27 protein-coding genes and 1 other annotated feature are annotated in these 25482 nt (G+C 46.9%); of the genes, 26 read left to right on the forward strand and 1 reads right to left on the reverse strand.

Annotation, left to right across the window (positions count from 1 at the left end; translation table 11 throughout):
* Positions 1–6 precede the first annotated feature (6 nt).
* The 17 genes from murB to gpAD87_RS04335 all read left to right on the forward strand — a co-directional run bounded on the left by murB (position 7) and on the right by gpAD87_RS04335 (position 17899).
* Positions 7–912 (forward strand): UDP-N-acetylmuramate dehydrogenase, encoded by a 906-nt coding sequence (murB, locus tag gpAD87_RS04255; RefSeq protein WP_064636449.1) that lies wholly within the window; start codon positions 7–9, stop codon positions 910–912.
* Positions 913–929: 17 nt separating this feature from the next.
* Positions 930–2213 carry a UDP-N-acetylglucosamine 1-carboxyvinyltransferase gene (gene murA, locus gpAD87_RS04260; protein WP_064636451.1) on the forward strand — a complete coding sequence of 428 codons (1284 nt, stop codon included), beginning with the start codon at positions 930–932 and terminating at the stop codon, positions 2211–2213.
* A gap of 58 nt (positions 2214–2271) precedes the next feature.
* The gene (locus gpAD87_RS04265) at positions 2272–3039 is read left to right on the forward strand and encodes a cell division protein FtsQ/DivIB (RefSeq protein WP_064636453.1); all 768 of its coding nucleotides are present in this window, start codon (positions 2272–2274) and stop codon (positions 3037–3039) included.
* A 293-nt stretch (positions 3040–3332) separates the two neighbouring features.
* Positions 3333–4616 carry a cell division protein FtsA gene (gene ftsA, locus gpAD87_RS04270; protein WP_063566981.1) on the forward strand — a complete coding sequence of 428 codons (1284 nt, stop codon included), beginning with the start codon at positions 3333–3335 and terminating at the stop codon, positions 4614–4616.
* A 150-nt stretch (positions 4617–4766) separates the two neighbouring features.
* Positions 4767–5879: a cell division protein FtsZ gene (gene ftsZ, locus gpAD87_RS04275; RefSeq protein ID WP_064636455.1), complete on the forward strand. Its 1113-nt coding sequence runs from the start codon at positions 4767–4769 to the stop codon at positions 5877–5879.
* Between the two features lie 254 nt (positions 5880–6133).
* Positions 6134–7114 carry a sigma-E processing peptidase SpoIIGA gene (gene spoIIGA, locus gpAD87_RS04280; protein WP_063567038.1) on the forward strand — a complete coding sequence of 327 codons (981 nt, stop codon included), beginning with the start codon at positions 6134–6136 and terminating at the stop codon, positions 7112–7114.
* A gap of 11 nt (positions 7115–7125) precedes the next feature.
* Positions 7126–7848, forward strand: coding sequence for an RNA polymerase sporulation sigma factor SigE (sigE, locus tag gpAD87_RS04285; RefSeq protein ID WP_017687308.1), 723 nt, complete (start codon positions 7126–7128; stop codon positions 7846–7848).
* Between the two features lie 111 nt (positions 7849–7959).
* Positions 7960–8742 (forward strand): RNA polymerase sporulation sigma factor SigG, encoded by a 783-nt coding sequence (gene sigG, locus gpAD87_RS04290; RefSeq protein ID WP_063566979.1) that lies wholly within the window; start codon positions 7960–7962, stop codon positions 8740–8742.
* Positions 8743–8978: 236 nt separating this feature from the next.
* Positions 8979–9332 carry a YlmC/YmxH family sporulation protein gene (locus tag gpAD87_RS04295; RefSeq protein ID WP_063567037.1) on the forward strand — a complete coding sequence of 118 codons (354 nt, stop codon included), beginning with the start codon at positions 8979–8981 and terminating at the stop codon, positions 9330–9332.
* Positions 9333–9383: 51 nt separating this feature from the next.
* The gene (gene pgeF, locus gpAD87_RS04300; protein ID WP_064636457.1) at positions 9384–10277 is read left to right on the forward strand and encodes a peptidoglycan editing factor PgeF; all 894 of its coding nucleotides are present in this window, start codon (positions 9384–9386) and stop codon (positions 10275–10277) included.
* 6 nt (positions 10278–10283) lie between these two features.
* Positions 10284–10985 (forward strand): YggS family pyridoxal phosphate-dependent enzyme, encoded by a 702-nt coding sequence (locus gpAD87_RS04305; RefSeq protein WP_064636459.1) that lies wholly within the window; start codon positions 10284–10286, stop codon positions 10983–10985.
* Entirely contained in the window at positions 10976–11443 is a 468-nt protein-coding gene (locus gpAD87_RS04310) for a cell division protein SepF (RefSeq protein ID WP_064636461.1), read from the forward strand. The genes gpAD87_RS04305 and gpAD87_RS04310 overlap by 10 nt, the downstream gene beginning before the upstream one ends.
* Positions 11444–11450: 7 nt before the next feature.
* Positions 11451–11720 carry a YggT family protein gene (locus gpAD87_RS04315; protein ID WP_301290087.1) on the forward strand — a complete coding sequence of 90 codons (270 nt, stop codon included), beginning with the start codon at positions 11451–11453 and terminating at the stop codon, positions 11718–11720.
* A gap of 16 nt (positions 11721–11736) precedes the next feature.
* Complete coding sequence (locus tag gpAD87_RS04320; RefSeq protein ID WP_063566975.1) at positions 11737–12519, forward strand: YlmH family RNA-binding protein; 783 nt, start codon at positions 11737–11739, stop codon at positions 12517–12519.
* Between the two features lie 241 nt (positions 12520–12760).
* On the forward strand, positions 12761–13270 hold the full coding sequence (locus gpAD87_RS04325; RefSeq protein WP_063566974.1) for a DivIVA domain-containing protein: 510 nt from the start codon (positions 12761–12763) through the stop codon (positions 13268–13270).
* 58 nt (positions 13271–13328) lie between these two features.
* Positions 13329–13620 (forward strand) — a binding site (T-box leader).
* 594 nt (positions 13621–14214) lie between these two features.
* Positions 14215–17313: an isoleucine--tRNA ligase gene (gene ileS, locus gpAD87_RS04330; protein ID WP_064640742.1), complete on the forward strand. Its 3099-nt coding sequence runs from the start codon at positions 14215–14217 to the stop codon at positions 17311–17313.
* Positions 17314–17542: 229 nt separating this feature from the next.
* Positions 17543–17899 carry a DUF5665 domain-containing protein gene (locus tag gpAD87_RS04335; RefSeq protein ID WP_063567857.1) on the forward strand — a complete coding sequence of 119 codons (357 nt, stop codon included), beginning with the start codon at positions 17543–17545 and terminating at the stop codon, positions 17897–17899.
* A 12-nt stretch (positions 17900–17911) separates the two neighbouring features.
* Here the strand turns inward: gpAD87_RS04335 and gpAD87_RS04340 are convergent, their stop codons facing one another.
* Positions 17912–18649, reverse strand: a complete 738-nt coding sequence (locus gpAD87_RS04340; protein ID WP_064636463.1) for a TraR/DksA C4-type zinc finger protein — start codon at positions 18647–18649, stop codon at positions 17912–17914.
* A gap of 64 nt (positions 18650–18713) precedes the next feature.
* On the opposite strand from gpAD87_RS04340, the gene gpAD87_RS31725 reads away from it, so the two are divergent.
* The 9 genes from gpAD87_RS31725 (at position 18714) to gpAD87_RS04380 (ending at position 25417) form a co-directional block, all read left to right on the forward strand.
* Positions 18714–18860, forward strand: a complete 147-nt coding sequence (locus gpAD87_RS31725; RefSeq protein WP_157258414.1) for a hypothetical protein — start codon at positions 18714–18716, stop codon at positions 18858–18860.
* 9 nt (positions 18861–18869) lie between these two features.
* Positions 18870–19364, forward strand: coding sequence for a signal peptidase II (lspA, locus tag gpAD87_RS04345; RefSeq protein ID WP_024628399.1), 495 nt, complete (start codon positions 18870–18872; stop codon positions 19362–19364).
* On the forward strand, positions 19357–20340 hold the full coding sequence (locus tag gpAD87_RS04350; protein WP_442950708.1) for an RluA family pseudouridine synthase: 984 nt from the start codon (positions 19357–19359) through the stop codon (positions 20338–20340). The genes lspA and gpAD87_RS04350 overlap by 8 nt, the downstream gene beginning before the upstream one ends.
* A 109-nt stretch (positions 20341–20449) precedes the next feature.
* Positions 20450–21703 carry an LL-diaminopimelate aminotransferase gene (locus gpAD87_RS04355; protein ID WP_063567860.1) on the forward strand — a complete coding sequence of 418 codons (1254 nt, stop codon included), beginning with the start codon at positions 20450–20452 and terminating at the stop codon, positions 21701–21703.
* A gap of 184 nt (positions 21704–21887) precedes the next feature.
* Positions 21888–22802 carry a decaprenyl-phosphate phosphoribosyltransferase gene (locus tag gpAD87_RS04360; protein ID WP_442950709.1) on the forward strand — a complete coding sequence of 305 codons (915 nt, stop codon included), beginning with the start codon at positions 21888–21890 and terminating at the stop codon, positions 22800–22802.
* A gap of 32 nt (positions 22803–22834) precedes the next feature.
* The gene (locus tag gpAD87_RS04365; protein WP_082935000.1) at positions 22835–23467 is read left to right on the forward strand and encodes an HAD-IB family hydrolase; all 633 of its coding nucleotides are present in this window, start codon (positions 22835–22837) and stop codon (positions 23465–23467) included.
* Between the two features lie 26 nt (positions 23468–23493).
* Entirely contained in the window at positions 23494–23784 is a 291-nt protein-coding gene (locus gpAD87_RS04370) for an EamA family transporter (RefSeq protein ID WP_157258517.1), read from the forward strand.
* Positions 23771–24091 carry a permease gene (locus tag gpAD87_RS04375; RefSeq protein ID WP_231952438.1) on the forward strand — a complete coding sequence of 107 codons (321 nt, stop codon included), beginning with the start codon at positions 23771–23773 and terminating at the stop codon, positions 24089–24091. Before gpAD87_RS04370 ends, gpAD87_RS04375 begins: the two co-directional genes overlap by 14 nt.
* Before the next feature lie 24 nt (positions 24092–24115).
* Positions 24116–25417: a DUF6080 domain-containing protein gene (locus tag gpAD87_RS04380; protein ID WP_064636469.1), complete on the forward strand. Its 1302-nt coding sequence runs from the start codon at positions 24116–24118 to the stop codon at positions 25415–25417.
* Positions 25418–25482 lie beyond the last annotated feature (65 nt).

Genomic DNA, 25482 nt, shown 5'->3' on the forward strand with positions numbered 1-25482 from the left:
GTTAATATGCAGCAGTGGATATCGTTACTATCCCAGAACAATGTCGGCAAAGTTCTTGAAAACGAGCCGCTAGCCAAATACACCACATGGAAGATCGGCGGTCCTGCAGATGCGCTGGTCATACCGGAAAACAAGGAGCAGATGGTCAATCTCATCCAATTGCTGCACAAGCATCAGATCCCATGGATGCAGCTTGGACGGGGTTCAAACATGTTGGTGTCTGACAAGGGAATACGCGGAGTTGTCGTGAAACCGGGAGAAGGCTTTGATTATGCCGAATTTCACGAGGGCGGGGTAACTGCCGGAGCGGCACATTCCTTTGTTAAACTCAGTGTTGTTGCTGCAAAGAAAGAGTGGACCGGTTTGGAATTTGGTAGCGGCATCCCCGGAACGGTCGGCGGAGCCGTATATATGAATGCTGGTGCCCATGGATCGGATGTGTCACGGATATTTCAATTCGCTGAGATTGTACTGGAGACAGGGGAATTGGTACGTTACAGCAAGGAGGACATGGAATTTGCCTATCGCCACTCTGTTCTGCATGACCGGAGAGGTATCGTGTTGGAGGCTACATTTGCACTCCAGCAGGGAGAACGCAAAGTCATTTCGGAATCGATGGCGGCTTATAAAGACCGTAGACGCCGTACACAGCCACTGCAGATGGCGTGTGCTGGCAGCGTGTTCCGGAATCCACCTGGTGATCATGCCGCCCGCCTGATTGAAGCAGCGGGGCTAAAGGGTATGACTCAAGGAGGCGCACAGGTATCCACCATGCATGCCAATTTCATTGTCAATACAGGCCAAGCAACAGCAGAGGACGTTATCACCCTAATGCAGCAGATTCAGAACACTATATCATCTCAAAACGGTATTAACCTGGTACCGGAAGTCTTCGTAGTGGGTGAACGGTAAACCCCGGAGGTGATACATTGGACAAATTGGTGATTGAAGGCGGGAAACCCCTCTCAGGATCCATACGCATCCATGGAGCAAAAAATGCCGCTTTACCGATTATGGCCGCAAGTTTGTTGGCAGACGGAGAAGTTACGCTGCACAACGTTCCACACTTGCTGGACATTGAAGTGATGCTGTATATCCTGGAACGACTTGGATGCACGTGTCGGCATGAACAGGGAACAGTGACGATAGATACATCGTCCATCCGGTCATATGATGTGCCTGAGGATCTCATGAAGCAGATGCGTTCTTCCATTTTTTTGATGGGACCATTGCTGGCTAAGTTTGGGCAAGTATCCGTGTACCAGCCAGGTGGCTGTGCCATTGGGGAACGTAAAATTGATCTTCACCTTCGGGGCCTTGAGACGCTCGGAGCTTCGATTGAAGAGCTGGATCAGCAGATCATATGCCGCGGGAGCAAGCTGGTGGGTACAGACATTCATCTGGATTTCCCCAGTGTAGGAGCCACAGAAAATATTATGATGGCTGCTGTTACGGCTGAGGGTACAACAACGATATTTAATGCAGCCAGAGAACCTGAGATACAGGATTTGCAACATTTTCTGAATGCAATGGGTGCACGGATTATCGGTGCTGGAACGGATACGATTACCATTAATGGTGTGGAGAAACTTAAGCCTTGTTCATACGAAATTATACCTGATCGGATCGTTGCAGGAACGGTGATGATTGCAGCCGCAGCAACGAGAGGGAATGTAACGCTTACACACTGCAATCCGGCTCATCTTACTTCCCTTATACATGTGTTGAAGCGTACTGGTGTTCAAATCACAGTCTGCAATGATATAATGACGGTGAGCTGTATGAGCCGTCCCAAATCAGTAGACCGCATTGTGACTTCTCCGTATCCTTCATTTCCAACAGACCTGCAGTCGCAAATTATGGTGCTGCTCAGTCTGGCAGACGGTTTCAGTGTGATGAAGGAAACGGTATTCGAGGGTCGGTTCAAACATGTGGATGAGCTGAATGTCATGGGAGCCGATATTTCGGTAGACATGAATGCAGCATTTATCCGTGGCGTTCCCCGTTTGTACGGGGCTACAGTGGAAGCAACCGATCTGCGTGCAGGTGCAGCACTAGTCATTGCTGGCCTTGCTGCCCAGGGAAAAACGGTTGTGGAGCAAGTGCATCATATTGATAGAGGGTACGATCGTATCGAGAAGCTCTTTCAGAGTCTTGGAGCTTCGGTTGAGCGACAGTCCCCCGTTTCGAAGCAGCTGGATTTTGCCAATTAACGTCCTTTGAGTCCCCTTCTTAAGGGAAGGGGGCCGGAGGCTTTGTGGAGCGCGACCTATGCCTAAAAGTCAAATTCCGGTTCTGAAGAAGAATCGGCCCAAACGAAACACAAGCCGTAAAATTGTATTTATTCTTTTACTTCTTTTTATTGTATTACTTGCTGTACTTTTTTTTCGTTCTTCGATGAGTCGGATTTCGGCAATTGAGATTACGGGTAATGTATACACAACAACTTCGGAACTGCTGGAGAAAAGCGGTCTGAAGGAGGGCGAACAGTTTTTTGGGACAACCTCTGCTGATGTGATTGAGCGGCTGAAAACGATCAAGGCTATATCAACCGTAACTGTGGATAAACAATTCCCTGGAACTATTCTTATCAAGGTGCAGGAATATCCAACGGTTGCGTATGAACTTGGTTCTGACGGTACGCTAAAAGCCATACTGGCAAGCGGGACAAGCTTAACGGTTCCTGCCACCATTGGCGTTGCGGTTGAGAAACCGATTCTGACCCAGTGGAAGGCGGATGATCCGCTCAAGGCCAAGCTGAGTGAAGCGTTGGCCAAGATCCCGAATGAACTAACGACGGATATTTCAGAGATTATTCCGAATCCTACACCTTCATTCCCGGATCAGATTCGGATGTATACCAAGTCACAGTTTGAAGTGATTACAACTGTTTCTCTATTGTCCGATAAGGTAGAGTATCTCAACCAGGTCATTGAGACGGAACGGCCAGGGAAAATCACGATGCTAGAGGCTGATACGTACGTGCCTTTCATTGCGGATAACCCGGAAGAAGATGCTGAACCAGGAGCAACTCCCTGATTTCCGCCTTTATTCGGTTGAGAAGTATTCAAAACCAGGCGGGATCGGGGTTTAGCCCCTTTTATCCAATGAAAGTTGTTCTTTCTGAGACGAAGAAAAAATGATACACTTGAACTTATGGCACTTGAGTTGCCTCCTTCTTTTTTCTTCAAGGTTTTATGTCTCGCAACCAGATCTTGGCACCCAAAAAAATTGTAGAAAAAAGAGGGAAAGCCTAAAGTGTGTTGAATATATTTTAAGAGTGTTTAAACCCGAACGTATTTTACTATTTGGAGTCAGGAGGTGCCACAGACTTGAGCAACAATGACATCATTGTTAGTTTGGACATCGGTACATCCAAAATTCGCGCTATTATTGGGGAAATGAATAATGGAACCTTTAATATTATTGGAGTTGGATCTGCCGACTCGGAGGGAATTCGCAAAGGTGTAATCGTAGATATCGATCAGACGGTGCAATCGATCCGTAATGCAGTGGATCATGCAGAACGTATGGTAGGTATTCAAATATCCGAAGTATATGTTGGAATCTCGGGAAATCATATCGGACTGATGAGCAGTCACGGCGTCGTGGCAGTGTCTAACGAGGATCGTGAAATCGGAGAAGAAGACATGGAGCGGGTGTTGAAAGCAGCCGAAGTGATTGCGGTTCCACCGGAACGGGAAATTATTGATGTTGTAGCCAAGCAGTATGTTGTAGATGGCTTGGAGGGCATACAGGACCCCCGTGGTATGATTGGTGTTCGTCTGGAAGTAGAGGCGACCATCATTACGGGTGCAAAAACCGCGATACATAATCTTTTGCGCTGCGTGGAAAAAGCGGGTCTGAAAGTAAGTGATTTGGTACTCATGTCACTTGGAGCAGGTCAGCTGGCATTGTCCAAGGATGAAAAAACGATGGGTTCCGTGCTTGTTGATATCGGAGCAGGGGCTACAACCATCGCCATCTTCGAAGAAGACAGTCTCGTTGCAACTTCAACGCTGCCTATTGGTGGGGAGTTTGTAACGAATGACATTGCCTATGGTCTGCGCACATTAACAGATCAAGCCGAAAAGGTAAAATTGAAATATGGCTGCGCATGGCTGGATGATGCTGCTGCGGATGTCATGTTCAAAGTAACACGGATCGGCAGCAACGTAGACAAGGAATTCTCTCAAGAGGATCTGGCGGCTATTATCGAACCGAGGGTTCAAGAAATATTCCAGATGATTTCTCAAGAAGTGAAGCGTCTTGGTTACAATGATCTTCCTGGAGGTTATATACTAACGGGAGGTACGGTCTCTATGCCGGGTGTTCTGCAGGTAGCTCAGCATGAGCTTGCTGCTTCGGTACGAGTTGCGGTGCCGGATTATATCGGTGTGCGTGACCCTGGCTTCACGAGCGGAGTCGGCATTTTGCACAGTGTAATCCGCAGTTTGCGTATTCGTCCCTCGATCAACAACGGCGGTGGAAATAACAACAACAATAATAACAACAAAAAACCGACCAACCGTCCTAAGCCGAATGCGGCCCAGGAATCGGAGCAAAAACCAGGTCTGTTCGAACGGCTGAAAAATATGTTCAGCGAATTTATATAACAGGTTGAATCCATTTCATACAATTCTTGAAGCCGTTTGAATGCGCTGGTTCTAAAATAAACGCTTTCGTTCGTCGATATATGAAATTGATTCGGTTCAATCAAAAATTGGACGGGCCATCCATGCACATTGAGGGGGAGATGGAATAATATGTTGGAATTTGATTTCGAGATGGAGAGCTTGGCTCAAATTAAAGTCATCGGTGTAGGCGGCGGCGGAAGCAATGCAGTCAACCGTATGATCGAAAACGGTGTACAAGGTGTAGAATTTATTACGGTAAATACGGACGCTCAGGCGTTGCACCTCGCGAAATCCGAGCATAAATTGCAAATCGGTGATAAATTAACCCGTGGTCTTGGCGCTGGCGCCAACCCGGATGTAGGTAAAAAAGCAGCGGAAGAATCCCGTGATTTGATCATGAACACCTTGAAAGGTGCAGACATGGTATTTGTTACAGCGGGTATGGGCGGCGGTACAGGTACAGGTGCGGCTCCGGTTATTGCCGAAATCGCCAAAGAGTGCGGCGCACTTACCGTGGGTGTTGTAACACGCCCGTTCACATTTGAAGGACGTAAACGTTCCAGCCATGCAGAGCAAGGTATCGAAGCTCTCAAGGAAAAAGTGGACACGCTGATCGTCATTCCAAATGATCGTTTGCTTGAGATTGTAGACAAAAAGACCCCAATGCTTGAAGCGTTCCGTCAAGCAGATAATGTATTGCGTCAAGCGGTACAAGGTATCTCTGACTTGATCGCTGTACCGGGTCTGATCAACCTTGACTTTGCAGACGTCAAAACGATCATGCACGAGCGTGGATCTGCGCTGATGGGTATCGGTGAATCGACTGGCGAGAACCGTGCAGCTGAAGCAGCTCGTAAAGCCATCATGAGTCCTTTGCTGGAAACGTCCATCGAAGGTGCACGTGGTGTCATCATGAACATTACGGGTGGCATTAACCTGTCCCTGTATGAAGTCAATGAAGCAGCTGAGATTGTTACTTCAGCTTCCGATCCGGAAGTGAACATGATCTTTGGTGCCATCATTGATGAGGATCTGAAAGAGGAGATCAAAGTGACGGTCATTGCAACCGGCTTTGAAGATAAACCTGCTCCACCCCCACCAGGACGTAAACCTGCTCCAGCAAGTGAGCCTGCGGATAACCGTTCGCCGAACCTGCGTCCGTTCGGAAATCAGCCGAGTAATGATCAGCTGGATATTCCGACATTTTTGCGCAATCGTTCACGCAATAATAACAACGATTAATACTCCAATAGATTTCAATGAAGACCCGGTACTCCTGATAGGAGTAACCGGGTCTTTTTGTTTTTTTATTATCCTATCATATCGTATTGAACAAATTCTGAACAACGGGTCTGAGCAATTCCGACAAAAAAAGTTGGAACGATCCCCCCATGATTAGACAGACTTTGAAAAGTGAGCTCCTTATACTTGTGAATATGCTCATGAATATCGGGATAACGTTATTTCGATATGCTGCGCGCAGGCAGGTGAAGAATGTGGTTGTATATGTGGATCTTATTTTTTTGACGAACCTGTGTATTGACGGTGCACTCATCGGACTGACGGCCTGGATGCGCAAAACGAAGCTGGTCTGGTGGCGATGGTTGCTGTCCGCGATCGTGGGTGCGCTGTACGTGGTCATGATGTTTGTACCGGAGTTTGATTTTATGTTCACCTTTTTGATCAAGTTTGGATTGTCTCTGGTGATGCTGAGTATTGCATTTGGGTTTAAGGGTCTTCAGGCATTTATGAGGACCTTGGGTACCTTCTATGTAATCAATTTTGTCGCCGCAGGGGGAATTCTGGGTGTGCACTACATGTTGCAGAGCTCTGGGGAATTGTTCAACGGCATTTGGTTTACGGCATCAGGTGGAATGTCTTTTGATTTGAAAATTGCCTTCTGGTTCACGTTTGTCGTCTTTTTTGCCGTGCTTTTTCTATTCAAAGCCGTGCAGAGCTCAAAACGAAAAACAGACCGAATGACAACGTACTTGGGTAAAGTGGAGGTTTTTATTGATGATGTGACTATTTCTTGTACAGGCCTTCTGGATACAGGAAATCAACTCACAGACCCCCTTTCACGTATGCCCGTCATGGTAATGGAGGTATCGTTATGGCAAGACATGCTGCCTGCTGCATGGAAGGGCAGGTTGAAGGATGAGGCGCCGGACAACCTTATCATGGAGCTCGATCAGGAGGATTTCCACTGGCAGGATCGTTTAAGGCTTGTACCCTATCGAGGCATTAACAAAGGAACTGCATTTATGCTGGCGATGAAGCCAGACCGGGTGAAGGTAACGATGGATGAGATGTGTTATGAGACGACAAAGGTATTAATAGGGTTGGACGGGGGCGTACTGTCATCCGATGGAAAATACCAGGCCGTGATTCACCCTGAGCTTGTGCAAGACGCTGCTTCTGCGCAGTCTACGGCTATCTCTGCGGGAGCAACAGAAAAGCCGCTGAATGTGGTATAGGAGGAACGTACATGCTTGTAAAATGGAAACTGGTGGCGCAGCTGCAGTACTATCGTTTATTATTTCTGCTTGGTTTGAAAAGTGAAGAGATTTATTATATCGGAGGCAGTGAGGCGCTACCGCCCCCATTAACACGTGAAGAAGAAGAATTTTTGTTGCAAAAGTTGTCTTCAGGAGATTCCGCGATCCGTGCCATGCTGATTGAACGGAACCTGCGACTGGTGGTATACATCGCACGCAAATTCGAAAATACAGGTATCAATATCGAGGATCTGGTCTCTATCGGTGCGATCGGGTTGATTAAAGCCGTTAATACATTTGACCCGGAAAAGAAAATTAAGCTGGCAACCTATGCTTCCCGTTGTATCGAAAATGAAATATTGATGTACCTGAGACGTAACAGTAAAATTCGTACAGAAGTTTCTTTTGATGAACCACTCAATATTGATTGGGATGGAAATGAACTATTATTATCCGATGTACTCGGTACAGAGAACGATACAATCTATCGGAATATCGAAGAACAGGTAGACCGGAAGCTTTTGCATAAAGCATTGGAAAAATTAACCGAGCGTGAGCGAATGATTATGGAGCTTCGTTTTGGCTTGACGGATGGTGAGGAAAAGACACAAAAAGATGTCGCCGATTTGCTTGGAATCTCCCAATCCTATATCTCTCGTCTCGAAAAAAGAATCATTAAAAGACTCCGAAAGGAGTTCAACAAGATGGTCTGAACAGGAGCATTTTTCATAATGGGTATTAATGGCAAGGATGCCAAGTGCGAATAAAATAGCCTGCCCCGGAGATAATGTACATTAATGTTTCTCCTTGGGAGGTAAGTCACGATGACCCGAAACAAAGTCGAGATTTGTGGCGTGGACACCGCAAAATTGCCTGTCCTCACCAACATAGAAATGCGGGAATTGTTTCATTCCCTACAGCAACACCATGATCGCTCAGCAAGAGAGAAATTAGTGAATGGCAACCTGCGCCTGGTGCTCAGTGTCATTCAGCGCTTTAACAATCGGGGAGAGTTTGTCGATGATCTGTTCCAGGTTGGATGTATCGGCCTGATGAAAGCCATTGATAATTTTGATTTATCCCAGAATGTCAAATTTTCAACCTACGCGGTGCCGATGATTATCGGTGAAATCCGTCGATACCTGCGCGATAATAACCCAATTCGGGTATCTCGCTCCTTGCGGGACATTGCTTATAAAGCACTTCAGGTGCGTGACAGCCTGACGAATAAAAATTCCCGTGAACCGACGATATTTGAAATTTCTGAGGTACTGAATGTGCCGAAGGAAGATGTGGTTTTTGCATTGGATGCCATTCAGGACCCGGTTTCGCTCTTCGAACCGATCTATCATGATGGTGGAGATCCGATCTATGTGATGGATCAGATCAGCGATGACAAAAACAAGGATGTGTCCTGGATTGAGGAAATTGCACTGCGTGAAGCGATGCACCGTCTCGGTCAAAGGGAGAAAATGATTCTGTCGATGCGGTTTTTCGAAGGGAAAACCCAGATGGAAGTGGCTGATGAAATTGGCATTTCCCAGGCGCAGGTATCCCGTCTGGAGAAATCAGCGATACAACAAATGCAGAAACATGTGAAGTCGTAACAAGGGTTAAGCCAGAGGGCGATCAAAGGGATGAAATATTCCTTTGATCGTCTTTTTGCTTTTTGGATTTCGACATCAGAGGGATTTGGAATTGTTCCATTACCTTTCCTTCGAAAAAGAGGACATTTTTCGCGTATGAAACATATATTGTATAGAAGCGGAGAACGGGCAGAAGCGGATTAATCGGGGGGCGGGACCAAATGAAAGTGAACACAGGTGAACCGGTCGGTAGCGGGATGAAAATTTCGGATTTTCAAACCAAAGATGTTATTAACATTACGGATGGCAAACGTCTGGGTCAGATTAGCGATTTGGAGCTGGATCTGAAGCAGGGACGAATTGAAGCAATTGTTGTGCCAGGTTACAGTCGTTTTATGGGGCTATTCGGCGGGGGAACGGATCTAATCATCCCTTGGAGAAACATTGTGAAGATCGGTTCGGATGTGATTTTGGTTAAAATGGATGAAATGAAGGAAAATAACTACGATGAGCGTGACCGTGAAGCCCGCTTGTATGACGAGCAGAACGGCCGGGTTGACCGGGTGGAACGTATTGAACGGTTGAATCGGAACCAGCGTCGAACGATATAACCGAGACAGAACGGGGTTCATTTGGTACACTGGAAGTTGTGAGGTGAGAAGATGGAACCGTTTATTTTGGATAAGGAAAGACGGTCGGGAAGCCAGAACTCAAATTGGGGTCCTGACCCGTTGTTATTATATGTGGAGCCGTGGAAATTGCAGTTCAAGCATATGAAAGCCGGTTTTACGACAAGGCAGGGTGGTGTTGGAAGCACACCTTACGCCAGTCTAAACTGTGCCTATCATGTGGGTGATGATCCGGCTGATGTGCTGAGTAATCGCAAACTTGTGGCTGAAAAGCTGGGTTTCCCTTTGGAATCCTGGACTTGTGGAGAACAGGTACATGGTAAACATGTCGCTGTAATCACGGCTGAAGAGCGGGGTAAAGGTTTGCTGGATCGACAGTCTGCATTACAGGATACGGATGGTTTGGTCACCAATGTGCCTGGTGTGCTGCTGACTTCCTTTTATGCAGATTGTGTACCCCTTTATTTCTATGACCCCGTACAACAAGCGGTGGGGCTTGCTCATGCCGGATGGAAAGGTACTGTTGCCGGTATAGCCGAGTCGATGGTCGAAAAGATGGAGCAAGAATATGGAAGTCGCAGACAGGATATCCATGCTGCAATAGGTCCCTCCATTGGGGATTGCTGTTATGAAGTGGATGAAGCGGTTATGCAGCATGTACGGGTTTGGCTGGACCACTCCTCGGGTAATGATGAATACAAGAACTCTGCATCCAATCAAGTATATAGACCTGCCGCAAATGGCAAAACGATGTTAAACTTGAAAGAATGCAATCGACACATTATGATGAAAGCAGGAATATTGCCGGATCATATCGAATGTACAACTTGGTGTACAAGCTGCAATCCCGAGCTATTTTTCTCGTATCGTAAAGAAAATGGCATTACCGGGAGAATGGCGAGCTGGATTGGGCTGGAAGAGAGGTGACCCTCTGTGTCATTGGAGGAGCGTATACAACTAGTAAATCAGAAGATCGAAGCCGCGTGTCAGCGCAGTGGCCGTCAACGTGAAGATGTGAATGTGATTGCTGTCACGAAATACGTCTCACTTGAAACAACGGGATCTGTGCTGGACCACGGTCTTGAGCATATTGGCGAAAACCGCTGGCAGGATGCACAAGCGAAATGGGAAGCATTCGGTCAGCAGGGAACCTGGCATTTTATCGGTCATTTACAGACGAATAAGGTGAAGGACGTCATCGGTAAATTCCGTTACATACATTCACTGGATCGTTTGTCCCTGGCCAAGGAGTTGGATAAAAAGGCGGCGTCTCTTGGCATCCAGGTGGAAACATTATTGCAGGTGAATATTTCGGGTGAAGAAAGTAAGTATGGCTTGCAGCCTGAACAGGCGAGTTCCTTTTTGCGTGAAATCAGTTCGTTCAACAACCTGAAGGTCATCGGCCTGATGACCATGGCACCCCATGAGGAAGATCCAGAGCTTACACGTCCCGTATTCCGCGGACTGCGTGAGCTTAGAGACCATTTGAATGGACAAGCTTTGACAGCGGAGCCATTGACCGAGTTGTCGATGGGCATGTCCAATGATTTTGAAGTGGCGATTGAAGAAGGGGCAACCTGGGTTCGGCTTGGATCGATTCTCGTAGGAAAAGAGGAGGGTTCGCAATGGGCGTAATGAATAAGTTTATGAATTTCCTCGGGCTTCAGGAAGAGGAAGAGATTGTGGAACGTGAGCGTATGGCGACACAAGAGGAACATGATCCTGATCAGCAGGAAGCTGAAACCTCAAGTCTAGACAAACGTAGAAACCAAAGGGGTAATAATGTGGTGAGCATTCATTCCCAGAAAAATGTTAAAGTCGTCCTTTATGAACCGCGTTCTTATGACGAAGCACAAGAGATTGCTGACCATCTGCGCTCCCATCGTACAGTTGTAGTTAACCTGCAGCGGGTGCGTCAGGATCAAGCACTTCGCGTCATTGATTTCTTGAGTGGCACAGTGTATGCACTGGGAGGCGGTATTTCAAAAATTGGCGGCAACATTTTTCTCTGTACGCCAGATACGGTTGAAATTCAAGGATCAATTACGGAAATACTGGCTGACAGCGAGCAAGATTATAACAGAATGAGGTGAGCCACTTTTGTATCAGATTGAAAGCGTGTTGTACACGTTATACCAGATTTACTTTTACATGGTCATTGTCTACATATTGATGTCATGGCTTCCCAACGCACGGGAGAGCTTCATCGGTGAATGGCTAGGTAAGTTTGTAGAACCATATTTAAGACCTTTCCGCCGATTTATTCCGCCTTTGTTCGGTGTGTTGGATATTTCACCGATTGTGGCGTTGATCGTTCTTCAACTCGCGCTTAATGGGCTGATCTCCATCCTCCGATACTTTGTATATTAAGGTAGGGTGAACATAGATGAGCGGTGAAATTTACGAGCATTTTAGTCATGACGAGCGGGATTTTGTGGATAAAGCTTCAGACTGGGTTGAACGTGCAGGTAAGTATCATGACATGAAGCTAACTGACTTTCTTGATCCCAGACAGGCCTTTATTTTACAAACGCTTGTGAACCGTCGAGATGATGTACAGATTCGTCTGGATGGTGGTTATGAAACAGCTGAACGTAAGCGTGCGCTGATTGCACCGGATTATCGATATCTGGACGATGAAGATATGGGTATGCAGGTGATGAGCATTACGTCTGACGATCAGAAAATCAAAGAGCTGGAGCATGGGGACTATATGGGTGCCCTGCTCGGGCTTGGCATGAAACGTGGCAAGATCGGTGATATTCAAGTGCTGGAGGACGGGTGCCATACGGTGGTGGCGTCGGAAACCGGCGCTTTTTTATCGCTTCAACTGAATCAGGTGCATCGAGTACATGTGTTTACGGAGTTGTTGGCACTGGATCAGCTGAAATGGTCCGAGAGCAAACTGGAGACGATGGACATTACCGTGGCTTCCCTGCGTTTGGATGGCATCTGTGCAGATGTGTATCGGCTTAGCCGCAGTAAAGTTCTCGTTCCGATCAAGGCTGGCCGCTGTCGGGTGAATTGGAAAGTGGAGGAAGATCCGTCCAAAGCGCTAAAAGCGGGAGATGTGGTATCCATTCAAGGATTTGGTCGATTCAAGGTGATGGAACAGGATGGGTTGACCAAAAAGGGACGCTGCCGCGTAAAAATCGGCAAATTTGCCTAAGAGTGTTGCAGGAAAACCCGCTTTCTTGTCGAAATGTTTAAGGTAAAGGTGCAAAAAACATTCGGTGTTTCCGATATACATTAAAGTGCAAAGGTTGATATGACCGCCAAAGGATCAGAGTCTGATCCTGCATTCCGTGTTAGTGCCAGGATTAGGCATCACATATACGGCCCCTTGGGTGGAACCCATATGCTGCAAACCTTCTCAGTCCGGGAAGGAACTTTTACAGGAGGTGGACAGCATGCCATTAACGCCGCTGGACATACACAACAAGGAATTTTCCCGACGTTTGCGCGGGTATGACGAGGATGAGGTCAATGAATTCCTGGATCAAGTCATCAAAGATTACGAAGGCGTCATTCGCGAAAACAAAGAGCTGAGCAATCAGTTGCTGTCCGTTCAGGAGAAGCTTGATCATTTTGCAACGATTGAAGAGACGCTGAGCAAAACGATCATCATTGCGCAGGAAGCTGCGGATGATGTGAAGAACAATGCGAAAAAAGAAGCACAGTTGATCGTGAAGGAAGCCGAGAAAAATGCGGACCGGATCGTAAACGAATCTTTGTCTAAATCACGCAAAATTGCTTTGGAAGTCGAAGAGCTGAAAAAGCAGGCGTCCATCTATCGTGCTCGTTTCCGTACACTTGTGGAAGCACAGCTTGAATTGTTGACTCAGGATGGTTGGGAAGCGCTGGAGAGCCGGGAGCAGGAAGTCCGTGACCGTGAGCGGGAAATGAAGGAAATTTATTAGTCTATCCGCCTGGTTGACTTTTGCCTGTAAAGAGGCTATAACTATATTCATAATGAATAGTGATTCCATGACGGGTTCAGTACGTTATGATCTCATCCCTCAGAGAGTTGGCGTCTGGTGCAAGCCAATGGATGAGTTATAGCCGAATATCTCCCCGGAGAAGTGACGCTGAAGCGGTGAAGGATTGGCCGTGTGTAAGCGAAACCGTGAGCCGAACGTTATATCGGCACCCTGCTGTAGTTAAGCGGGGCATAAGCGCTGTTGATGACAGAGCATACCCAATTTATATTGGATGTGGTTTGTGATGAACAGAATTAGGGTGGTAACGCGAGCACAACCTCGTCCCTTTCCAGGGATGAGGTTTTTTTGTGTCCAAAAAAAGTAGCGAACGTACATGAGGCCCGAAGGCGCCTCAAGGAGAGAGCGCCGCCGGAGGAGCGAAGCGTCCGGCACTGGGGTTCGCCAAGGCGAACGCCCATGAGGCCCGAAGGCGCCTCAAGGAGAGAGCCAGCCCGCCGGAGGAGCGAAGCGTCCGGCACTGGGGTTCGCTAAGGCGAACGCCCATGAGGCCCGAAGGTGCCTCAGGGAGAGAGCCAACCGCCGGAGGAGCGAAGTGTCCGGCACTGGGGTTCGCTAAGGCGAACGCCCATGAGGCCCGAAGGTGCCTCAAGAAGAGAGCTAACCGCCGGAAGAGCGAAGCGTCCGGCAACTCCCTTCTCGCGGTAAGGCCCTGCGGCGTTCCCGAAGGGGACAGCCGCATGAGGGCCGACTCCAACATACACACCCTCGCCAACGCCGCCGCAGTTCCCGCCAAAGACAACCCATTCCTGGTGTCCAGAGGGCGGAGCGCCTATGGGGTCCCCCTTGGTAAGGGGGATTTAGGGGGATTGAAAACGCTTTTTGTGGACGGTCCACAATCCATACTTGAAAGGAAGATGATCACCATGCAACGAGTTGACGTCAAAGAGAAAGCACGTGCCAGAGAACTACGCGTGTTAAACAAATGGAAAACCGAGAATACATTTAAAAGATCCATCGAAAACCGCGAAGGTAAGCCGAACTTCGTATTTTACGAGGGACCGCCTACAGCCAATGGTAAACCACATATCGGTCACGTACTGGGCCGAGTAATCAAGGATTTCGTGGGACGTTATAACACGATGAAGGGTTACCGCGTCGTTCGTAAAGCAGGCTGGGATACACATGGTCTGCCTGTAGAACTGGGTGTTCAGAAAAAGCTGGGCATCTCCCACAAGTGGGAAATCGAAGATTATGGCGTGGAAAAATTCATTAACGAATGTAAAGCGAGCGTGTTCGAATACGAACAACAATGGCGCGATCTGACCGAAGGTATCGGCTACTGGACCGACATGAATAATCCGTATATCACACTCGACAACAATTACATCGAAAGTGTGTGGAATATTCTGGCGACGATTCATGAAAAAGGTCTGCTGTATCGCGGTCACCGCGTGAGTCCTTACTGTCCGTCTTGTCAGACTACACTTAGCTCCCATGAGGTAGCGCAAGGGTATAAAGACGTGAAAGACCTCAGTGCTACAGCCAAATTCAAGCTGAATGACAGCGGCGAATTCGTGCTTGCCTGGACAACGACGCCTTGGACATTGCCTTCACACGTTGCGCTTGCCGTGAACCCGGATATGGACTACTCCCGTGTTCGTCAGGACAACGAAGTGTACATCATGGCGACCAATCTCGTTGAGAAAGTCATGAAGGATGCCAAAGGTGAGTATGAAATCATCGGTGCCCTGAAAGGTTCTGACCTGGTTGGCAAAACGTATGATCCTCCGTTTAACTACGTACAGGCTGAGAAAGCGAACATCATCCTGGGCGCAGGTTTTGTAACCGATGCAAGTGGTACAGGGATTGTACACATGGCACCAGCACATGGTGAAGATGACTATCGTGTATGTCGTGAGCATGGCATCAGTTTTGTGAACATGGTGGATCTGGAAGGCAAGTTTGTGCCGCAGGTAACTGATTTTGCCGGACGTTTTGTTAAGGACTGTGATATTGATATCGTAAGATACCTGTCTGAAAAAGGACGTTTGTTCAGCAAAGAAAAATATGAGCACAGCTATCCGTTCTGCTGGCGTTGTGATACACCACTTCTGTACTATGCAATGGACAGCTGGTTTATCCAAACAACGGCAATCAAGGATCAGCTGATCGCCAATAACAGTGAAGTAGACTGGTACCCGGGCCACGTCCGTGATGGGCGATTTGGGAAGTTCCTTGAAGATCTCGTAGACTGGAATATCAGTCGTGACCGTTATTGGGGAACGCCACTTAACATCTGGGTATGTGAAGAGACGGGTGAACAATTCGCACCACATAGCATCGCTGAACTGCGTGCTCGTGCCATTGGCGACGTGCCTGAGAATCTGGAGCTGCATAAGCCGTATGTAGATGACGTCAAAGTCATGAGCTCTTGTGGCAAATATGAAATGAAACGTACACCGGAAGTGATCGATGTCTGGTTCGACAGCGGCTCCATGCCGTTTGCCCAGCAGCACTATCCATTTGAAAATAAAGAAATATTCGAACAGCAATATCCGGCAGACATGATCTGTGAAGGAATTGACCAGACACGCGGTTGGTTCTACAGCTTGCTGGCCGTATCTACACTTTTGACAGGCAAAGCGCCTTACAAAGCGGTTATGGCAACAGGCCACGTTCTCGATGAGAACGGACAGAAGATGTCCAAATCCAAAGGCAACGTTATCGATCCTTGGGAAGTCATCGAAGAATACGGTACAGATGCATTCCGCTGGGCATTACTGTCTGACAGCGCACCGTGGAACAGCAAACGTTTCTCCAAAGGCATCGTGGGCGAAGCGAAATCCAAAATGGTGGATACGCTGGTCAACACCCATGCATTCCTGACGCTGTATGCTACAATTGATGGATTTGATCCACAGGAGCATCCGTTTAAATTGTCATCACACAACCTGGACCGCTGGATTTTGTCAAGACTGAACAGCCTGATTCTCGTTGTAGAAAAAGCGCTGGCTGTTAATGACTATCTGAACTCTTCCAAAGCCATTGAAGCTTTTGTAGATGAACTCAGTAACTGGTACATTCGTCGTTCCCGTGACCGTTTCTGGGGCAGCGGATTGACAGAAGACAAACTGGACGCTTACCGTACCCTTACCGAAGTGCTGGTGACTACAGCCAAGCTCGTCGCTCCATTCACACCAATGCTTGCAGAAGATATCTATCTGAACCTGACTACTGGTGAGAGTGTGCATATGGATGATTATCCGGTTGCCAATGAAACGTTGATTGACTTGGATCTGGAGCAGGATATGGAGACAGCACGCCGAATCGTTGAACTTGCCCGTAACGTCCGTAACGAAACAGGTATCAAGACACGTCAACCGTTGTCTGAACTGATCGTTTCCCTGGATAAAGGCTTCGATCTGGCAAGTTATGAAGAGATCATCAAGGATGAGATCAATGTCAAAACTATTCGTACCGAGCATGATGATGCGGATTTCGTTGATTTCACTTTGAAATTGAACCTGAAAGTAGCGGGTAAAAAATACGGTAAAAACGTAGGATTCCTGCAGAATTTCTTCAAGGGAATGTCAGCAGATGAGACGCGTAAAGTCGTGGCAGAAGATGTTCTGAACATCGTTTCTCCTGAAGGCGAAGAGCTGCAAGTGACGGGTGAAGAACTGCTGGTGGAGAAACAAGCCAAATCCGGTTTTGCCTCGGCATCCGGCTATGGTCTGACAGTAGCTCTCAATACGGAGATCACAGCAGAACTCGAACAGGAAGGCTGGGTCCGTGAAGTCATTCGTGTAGTTCAAGACACACGGAAGAAGCTGGATCTGCCGATTGAGAAAAGAGTACGTTTGACGCTGGATGTGGACTCTGCTTTACAAGAAGCGATTCAGGCTTTTGATCATGTGCTGCGTGAGAATGTGCTCGTTACCGAAGTTACCTTCGGAACGAATGATTCGATGCAACGCATTGAAGCCGGAGGCAAAGCCATCGGTGTATATATCGAGGGGTAATACAGTAATTCTCACGTAAGGCGTTCATGGAGAAAGGATTGCTTTGTCATACTTTAACGGGGACAGAGTAACTCTATTTCAAATAGGACAGTATATAGAGACAGACATGCCAACGAGCCTCAGATGCAGGAGATCAATCCTGTATCCTGGCTCGTTTGGTTTTTCAGCAAATGGGCAATGATTTCTATTGTGCAGACATTCTATATACATCAAAGGAACTGAGTAAATTATGAACGAACAGGATACCCAATCGCCATCTAATTCAGAATCCACGACGCATTCCAAGAATGCGGAGGACAAGATTGAAGAACTTCACAAGCTTACTAACCGGCTCGCGAATGAACTCGAACGTTCACGAATCGCACAGTATACGGAATTACTGAACCGGCCGTGGAAGCTGATCGGACTTAATCTGTTGTCCGGCGCCGCAAGGGGCGTGGGAATCGCCATCGGTTTTACTTTTTTTGCAGCAACGATCATTTACGTGTTACAAGTGCTTGGTGCGCTTAATCTGCCCATCGTGGGTGATTACATCGCAGATATTGTACGGATTGTGCAGCGACAGCTGGAATTGAACACTTATTAGGTTACCTGTGGGTTAATATGAGTCGTCTGACTCGACATCTGGTTCTAACAGACCATCACCTTCACGGTTCTCCAGGTACTGTCGATATTGCCGATTACGTACGATGGACACGTCATGGCCGTAGATATCGGTTGCGACAAAGCTCTCATATGCCTCAACGCAGCCCTCCACTTCGTCAGTGGCTTCAATCGCCATAACATCATAACTGTCGATGTCGCGTCCCTCAGCCATAGCCGGAGTATTGGAGGTGCCCCAACTTTCAACAATCTGCCATGCATCTTCGCCGTCGAAGCCGTTCTGGTCGTCACGTTCATCCAGGCTTGTGCGGCCAAAGGCAGGAGCGAGGAATTCTTCCTCGACAGGACGATTTTCGGAGACAACGGTTTCCGGTTGATGTTTTTTGCAGTATTTGGTGTAAGGAACAGCTTGCATGCGTTCATAGGGGATAGGTTGCTGACACACGGCGCAAGTTCCATAATGGCCTTCTTCGATGGAATGCAGGGCAGAATCGATGCGCTCCAGTTGAAATTCATCATGCTCCAGCAGCGAAATATCCTTTTCGCGCTCATACATCTCGGTAGCTACATCACCTGGATGGTTGTCAATCGGTGATAATTCACCTGTTTGAAGCTTCATGGAATCACCAAGACCATAATGTTCGTTTTGCTCCAGTCTATGTTCAATGCCACGCTTTTCGGTTATCAGTTGGGAACGTAACGATTGCAGTTGTTTAGCAGTGAAATGTGACATCATTTTCCCCTTTCTGTTCCGTATGGACTCCGGATTTTAACTCTGTTGTAGGATGTACCATTTCGTGCAGAATTACAGAAGGGAAATGTTATCGTTTTTGCCATCCGGGCTGGGGCTAACCGCGTCGTGGACGATTTCCAAACAGCTGTGCTACAATGAACAAGTCTGGCGTAAAGCCTGGTATCGTTTGGAAAAGACAAGAACGGAGTGACAAACAAACGTGGTGTATTATATCCTCGCTTTTATCGTATTTTTAGTCGATCAGGGAACGAAGTTCCTAATTGCAACCCGGATGGAACTTAGAGATGAAATTCCGGTGATTGGCAATTTCTTTGTCATCACATCACATCGTAACTCAGGTGCAGCTTTTGGTATTTTGCAGGATCAACGCTGGTTCTTTATTGTAGTTACACTGGTTGTCGTGGTGGCTTTGGTTTGGTATTTGCAAAAGGTAAAAGATACTCCGCACAAATTGCTGCCCGTGGCGCTTAGTTTGGTGCTTGGGGGAGCCATTGGTAACTTCCTGGATCGGGCTTTGACCGGAGAAGTTGTCGATTTTATCCAGCTTAATTTTGGTAGCTATACGTTTCCCATTTTCAACATAGCCGACTCGGCGATCTGTATCGGTGTGGTACTGATTATTGTAGAAACGTTGCTTGAAGGACGGCGCGAGAAAGCAGCCGCAAAGGTCGAAGGGAATGAACATCATGAGTAAAACGCAAAATGAAGAACAGAATAACGGAGATACGTTAACGCATGACGATGAACTCTTGAATGGCAATGATCGTATGGAATGGACGGTTGCCGCTGAACATAAAAAAGAACGAATTGACAAATATATTACAGAATCCATGGATAACGTATCGCGCTCCCAAGTTCAATTGTGGATCGGAGACGGATTCGTAACGGTGAACGGGGCTAAAGTCAAAGCTAACACCAAATTATCTGAAGGCGATCTGGTAGAGCTTCTGATCCCTGAACCGACGACTGTAGAGATTATTGCTGAAAATATTCCACTTGAAGTGGTGTATGAAGATAGTGATTTGATCGTTATTAACAAACAGCGTGGCCTTGTTGTACATCCAGCACCAGGACATACGTCAGGAACACTTGTTAATGCACTGATGTATCACTGTAAAGATCTCTCAGGCATTAACGGCGAACTGCGTCCGGGTATTGTTCATCGGATTGATAAGGACACATCAGGTCTAATTATGGCTGCCAAAAATGATCGTGCTCACGCCTCACTGGCCGCTCAACTCAAAGAACATAGTGTGAATAGACGATATATTGCACTCGTTCATGGGCATCTTAGCCATGATCAGGGTACGATTGATGCACCGATTGGTCGAGATACCAATGATCGCAAAATGTATACCGTGACAGAGCGTAACAGTAAACATGCGGTCACGCATTTTACCGTCACCGAGCGCATCAATGACTACACGTTGTTGGAGCTGAAACTGGAGACAGGGCGTACCCACCAGATTCGTGTTCACATGAAGTTTATAGGTCATCCGCTTGTTGGAGATCCGACGTATGGTCGTAACAAAGGAATCAAAATGCAGGGACAAGCCCTGCATGCCGCGATTCTCGGTTTTGTACATCCAACGACCGGAGAATACCTTGAATTTACAGCTCCGCTTCCGCAGGATATGGAAGATGTTCTGGCCTCACTGCGTAGCCGCTGACAGCTCGAGAAAGTACAAATGTTCGGATAATTTGTCCATGGTTTTGAACGCGCAAATGCTTCATATTAAAGTGTAGAAATTTGCGTCAAATGAGGAGATGAACAAAATCATGAGTATCGATAAATATCAGGAAACGTACATTCAGACTAATTTTGCCGACCGTATTGGCGGCTCCAACTATGGTAAAGACACCAACATCTATAAATTCGAGAAAATCAAACGTGCCAAAGCTTCGGCTAAAAAAGATTTTCCCAATGTAGAACTGATTGACCTCGGCGTAGGTGAACCAGACGAGATGGCAGATGCAGGCATCGTAGCTGCATTGGCGGAGCAAGCCTCCAAACCTGAGAACCGTGGATACGCGGATAACGGTATTCCTGAATTCAAGGAAGCGGCAGCTGCTTACCTGAAAAATGTATTTAATGTTGAAGGTATCGATGCATCAACTGAAATCGTGCATTCCATCGGCTCCAAGCCAGCTTTGGCGATGATGCCTTCTTGCTTCATCAATCCAGGTGATGTAACGATTATGACGGTGCCAGGGTATCCGGTTATGGGTACACACACCAAATACCTGGGTGGTGAAGTGTTCAACATTCAATTGACCAAGGAGAACAACTTCCTGCCAGATCTGTCGGCTATTCCGGAAGATATTGCGAAACGTGCGAAATTGCTCTATCTGAACTACCCGAATAACCCAACGGGCGCGAGTGCTACCGTGGAGTTCTTTACGGAAGTGGTTGAATGGGCGAAGAAATACAGCGTAGTCGTTGTACATGATGCTCCATACGCAGCATTGACTTATGACGGCAAAAAACCGTTCAGCTTCCTGTCTGTACCTGGTGCGAAGGATGTGGGCGTAGAATTGCACTCCCTGTCCAAGTCCTATAACATGACAGGCTGGAGAATTGGTTTTGTTGCAGGTAACCCGCTTGTTGTTAAAGCATTCAGCGACGTGAAAGACAACAATGACTCCGGTCAATTCATCGCGATCCAAAAGGCTGCTGCTTATGGATTGAACCACCCGGAAATCACGGAAAAAATCGCCGAGAAATATTCCCGTCGTCACGACCTGCTGGTAGCTGCACTGAACGAGCTGGGCTTCCAGGCTGAGAAACCTAAAGGTTCCTTCTTCCTTTATGTTGAAGCTCCAAAAGGTATTGTCGGAGGCCGCCGCTTTGAATCAGGCGAAGACTTCTCCCAGTTCCTGATCCGTGAGAAACTGATCTCTTCGGTGCCTTGGGATGATGCAGGTAACTTTGTTCGTTTCTCCGTTACCTTTGAAGCTAAAGGGGAAGAAGAAGAGAAACGTGTTATCGCTGAAATTAAACGCCGCCTGAGCGACGTGCAATTCGAATTTTAATTAATTCACATAATCATAATGATGTAAAGTAAAGAAAGAAGAGACCGGAAACGGTCTCTTTTTTTATGCAAAAAAATATAATTTCTCCCTGTAATACCTTTACAAAATTATACAAGCAACATATGATTAGATCTTTACGTTATTTATTATAGTCAGAAGTTGCTTTTGAAGGGAGTTATGGAAATTGTTATCATCTCGTACCAATACCGTGTCCACACCTGCTGCAGGGACAGGCAATACCGTTTCAGGCTTGCTTAAACTATTGAGACCAAAACAATGGACCAAAAATTTGCTGTTGTTTGCCGCGCTGCTTTTTTCTTTTGAGGAAATTCGGACGGAGACCATTCTATCGACTTTGCTAGGTTTTATTTTATTTAGCCTTGTTGCAGGCTGCATTTATATTTTAAACGATTATGTAGATCGCGACAGAGATCGTCAGCATCCGGTGAAGATGTTCCGTCCCCTTGCTTCTGGACAGGTCAACCCGGCTCACGCCTTGTTGTTCGGAATTCTGTTATTGATTCTTTCCGTCGGGACAGCCTTCGTGATGAACCCATTATTCGGAGTATTATGTATTGTTTATTTCCTATTGAATGTGTCGTACTCATTTGTACTCAAACATCTCGTTATTTTGGATATGATGACCATTGCGGCCGGATTTGTGCTTCGTGCGATTGCAGGCGGTGTCCTGATCCATGTGCCATTTACGCCGTGGTTCCTCATTTGTACGATGCTGCTGTCCCTGTTCTTGGCCATCGGCAAACGGAGGAATGAACTTACCCTGCTTGAGGGAAATACCGGTTCACACCGTAAAGTATTGGATAACTATTCAATTACGTTATTGGATCAGTTCAATACCATTGTCACAACGGCGACCATTATCAGCTATTCGCTCTTTACGTTCACATCCGATCGCACCATTCATTTAATGTGGACGATTCCTTTGGTCATATACGGCATGTTCCGTTATTTGTATCTCATTCATATGAAGAACCAAGGTGGTTCGCCTGATCGAGTTTTGTTTGAGGACAAGCCCATTTTGATCACGGTCATTTTGTATGTCATAAGTGTTATTTCGATTTTTGCTATTTTTGAATAAAAGAAGAGTCTGGAAGGTAGAGGGGGATCAGGGTGAAAAGCACGAAAGTCGCCATCTTTGATATTGATAAAACGATTATACGCAGAGATTCCATGTTTCAGTTTGTACATTACGGCGTTCGGCGTTACCCATGGCAGGTATGGAGATTGCCTGTAATTGCATTTCATACCGCGTTGTTCAAGGCAGGTCTGATGACCGTTGAACGTGTCAAACGTTCATATTTTAAAAGCATTGAGCGCATGTCCGAAAATGATCTGGAGCATTTTTTTGATACACGATTGCGTACTGCCATTTTTGCGGAGGCAAGTGTAGAGATGCAGCACCGTAAAGAAGCAGGCTATCATGTATTGCTGGTGACCGCATCTCCGCATGCCTATATGAAATATTTTAAAAACTTTCCCTGGGTGGATCATGTCATTGGTACCGATCTGGTTCGTCACTCGAATGGCTACACCTGTAGGATTGATGGCAGCAATTGCAAAGGGGATGAGAAGGTTCGCCGAATTCAGGCCTATCTGGATGAGAAAAAGATGGTGATTGATTATGATCAATCCTGCTCCTACTCCGACTCCCTATCCGATCTTCCAGTGATGCAGTTGGTGAGTCAGCGATACTTTATTAACAAGCGCGTGCCAGAGATGGAGGCATTGTCGTGGGGGAGATAAAAGGGCGCCATACAGGCAAGCTGTTGATGCTGGTCTCCGCTTTTCTTACAGCGACAGGCCAATTGTTCTGGAAGTGGGGGCTGACCGAGTGGATCTATCTGAGCATCGGCTTTCTCTGTTATGGGCTGGGTGCCATTTTGATGATCAAGGCTTTTGCTTTGGAAAAGCTGTCTGTGGCCTATCCTTTGATGTGTGCCAGCTATGTGTTTGCGCTGATCTATGGATACTTTTTGCTAGGAGAAGAAATTACGGTGCAGAAGTTGGCCGCTGTTGTGCTGCTTGGAATTGGGGTGACGTTGACCAGTGTTGATCGATAGCTGGATGATTGCTGTATTAATTGCAATGACCCTGTGTGGAGCGATGGGGGGAGCGGGTTTGAAAGCCTACGCTACCAGCCGCAAAAAGCTGCATGTTTTAATGGGGCTAGGATTCTATGGTACAGGTGCGCTGCTGAACATTGTATTGTTGAAATTTCTTCCCTTAACGGTTGTGCTGCCAGCCAATGCGTTAACGTATGTGTGGACGCTCATTATAGCGCGGTTTGCCTTTAAGGAAGCAGTGGGTCCTTTGCGCTGGATCGGTGTCACTTGTATTATGGGCGGGTTGTGTTTATTGGTTTTCTAGAATAATGAAACTGGATGTGAATGCATGAAATTTTTGGACTACATATTTTATAATCGCAGGACCAATTGGACGGCATTTGGCCTATTTGCGGGTTTTGCTCTTTTTTACGCTCTCATGAATGGACCTTATGTGACGTACATTGCGAATCACGCAGAGCTACTTGGGTCATACACGCCATTTAGTACGACGCAGTTTCCACTTAATTTATTTAACTTCGATCCTTCCATGTATTATGGAGACAACAGTTCTTCGGTTATTCATCCGTTAATTTCATTTCTAGCGGTCACGCTTGAAGCAGGTGCTCAATTGCTGGGCGGGAATTGGTTCTTTCTTGTCCTGCAGTCCCTTGTGAATGCGGGTTCTGTTGTGCTGGTATTTCTGTTTTTAAGTCAAAAAGATAAACAAATCACCACACCGTTACTTTTCGCTTTATTGTTCGGTCTCAGCTCCTATCTAATGTTTACCGCGTTGATTCCGGATTCGTATCCGTACGTACAGTTTGTTATCCTGTTCTCTGTGCTGTATATGCAGTACACCCGTGAACGCAAAGATGTACGTTACATCCCGAATGCGCTGTTGGCATCCATCAACTTCGGACTGACCTCAACCAACATTGTACCATTTGCGGCCGCCATGTTTTTCAATTTGCGAACGTGGCGTAACAAGTCTGGTTGGAAAAAGTATATCGGGATTATGGCACTGGCCGTTGCCTTCATCGTAATATTGACAGGGATCCAATACATCGCGTTTGGCGGTCGCAGTTGGGTCAGCAACTGGCTGCTTGGCATTCAAAATGGGGGAACAAGCTATGCCACTCCATTCCAGTTCGCAGCTCATTGGAAAGCTCTAAGTTTGCTAACGATTAATCCGATGCTGTCACCGAAAGTGCATTTGCTGGACCCGGGCATGGTCGCGTTTGTAACGGATCTGTCCCGTTCCAATCCGATCTATGTTCAGCTCACGGGTATATTTATCCTGTTGCTGGCGCTCACTGGGTTTATCAAAGGCATCCGTGAACGGGAAGTGTGGACTCTTGTGCCATACATTCTGTTTGCCTTTTTACTTCATATCGTTGTTGGTTTCGGGCTGGCGGTATTTCAATACGATATGTACCTGTACGCAGGACACTATCTGTTTGCGTTTTTCCTCCTCGGTGGGGGCTTCGTCATCGGTCTTCGTCAGGGGCTGGGTAAAAAAGTGCTAATAGGCTTGATCATGATATGTATTCTCGTCACCGCAGGGAACAACATCTACCGTCATGTAGAAACTTTAACAACCATTAAGCAGTCCTATGATCAGTTGGAACAGGAACGTACAGTGAAATAATCAGAGATTCTCTATAATGAGACAAGGCCATTGGACTTAAATCCAATGGCCTTGTCTTGTTTGGC

Source organism: Paenibacillus sp. AD87 (assembly GCF_001659845.1).
In the GTDB taxonomy this organism is placed as follows: domain Bacteria; phylum Bacillota; class Bacilli; order Paenibacillales; family Paenibacillaceae; genus Paenibacillus; species Paenibacillus marchantiae.

What these genes read in the sequence shown, in the direction of transcription:
- sigG (WP_063566979.1), top strand. Translation starts at nt 7,960, where the DNA reads ATGACCCGAAACAAAGTCGAGATTTGTGGCGTGGACACCGCAAAATTG.
- ileS (WP_064640742.1), top strand. Translation starts at nt 14,215, where the DNA reads ATGCAACGAGTTGACGTCAAAGAGAAAGCACGTGCCAGAGAACTACGC.
- gpAD87_RS04325 (WP_063566974.1), top strand. Translation starts at nt 12,761, where the DNA reads ATGCCATTAACGCCGCTGGACATACACAACAAGGAATTTTCCCGACGT.
- gpAD87_RS04265 (WP_064636453.1), top strand. Translation starts at nt 2,272, where the DNA reads ATGCCTAAAAGTCAAATTCCGGTTCTGAAGAAGAATCGGCCCAAACGA.
- gpAD87_RS04310 (WP_064636461.1), top strand. Translation starts at nt 10,976, where the DNA reads ATGGGCGTAATGAATAAGTTTATGAATTTCCTCGGGCTTCAGGAAGAG.
- gpAD87_RS04355 (WP_063567860.1), top strand. Translation starts at nt 20,450, where the DNA reads ATGAGTATCGATAAATATCAGGAAACGTACATTCAGACTAATTTTGCC.
- gpAD87_RS04320 (WP_063566975.1), top strand. Translation starts at nt 11,737, where the DNA reads ATGAGCGGTGAAATTTACGAGCATTTTAGTCATGACGAGCGGGATTTT.
- murB (WP_064636449.1), top strand. Translation starts at nt 7, where the DNA reads ATGCAGCAGTGGATATCGTTACTATCCCAGAACAATGTCGGCAAAGTT.
- sigE (WP_017687308.1), top strand. Translation starts at nt 7,126, where the DNA reads ATGCTTGTAAAATGGAAACTGGTGGCGCAGCTGCAGTACTATCGTTTA.
- ftsZ (WP_064636455.1), top strand. Translation starts at nt 4,767, where the DNA reads ATGTTGGAATTTGATTTCGAGATGGAGAGCTTGGCTCAAATTAAAGTC.
- gpAD87_RS04295 (WP_063567037.1), top strand. Translation starts at nt 8,979, where the DNA reads ATGAAAATTTCGGATTTTCAAACCAAAGATGTTATTAACATTACGGAT.
- gpAD87_RS04370 (WP_157258517.1), top strand. Translation starts at nt 23,494, where the DNA reads ATGCTGGTCTCCGCTTTTCTTACAGCGACAGGCCAATTGTTCTGGAAG.
- pgeF (WP_064636457.1), top strand. Translation starts at nt 9,384, where the DNA reads ATGGAACCGTTTATTTTGGATAAGGAAAGACGGTCGGGAAGCCAGAAC.
- gpAD87_RS04335 (WP_063567857.1), top strand. Translation starts at nt 17,543, where the DNA reads ATGAACGAACAGGATACCCAATCGCCATCTAATTCAGAATCCACGACG.
- gpAD87_RS04340 (WP_064636463.1), bottom strand. Translation starts at nt 18,649, where the DNA reads ATGTCACATTTCACTGCTAAACAACTGCAATCGTTACGTTCCCAACTG.
- gpAD87_RS04380 (WP_064636469.1), top strand. Translation starts at nt 24,116, where the DNA reads ATGAAATTTTTGGACTACATATTTTATAATCGCAGGACCAATTGGACG.
- gpAD87_RS04350 (WP_442950708.1), top strand. Translation starts at nt 19,357, where the DNA reads ATGAGTAAAACGCAAAATGAAGAACAGAATAACGGAGATACGTTAACG.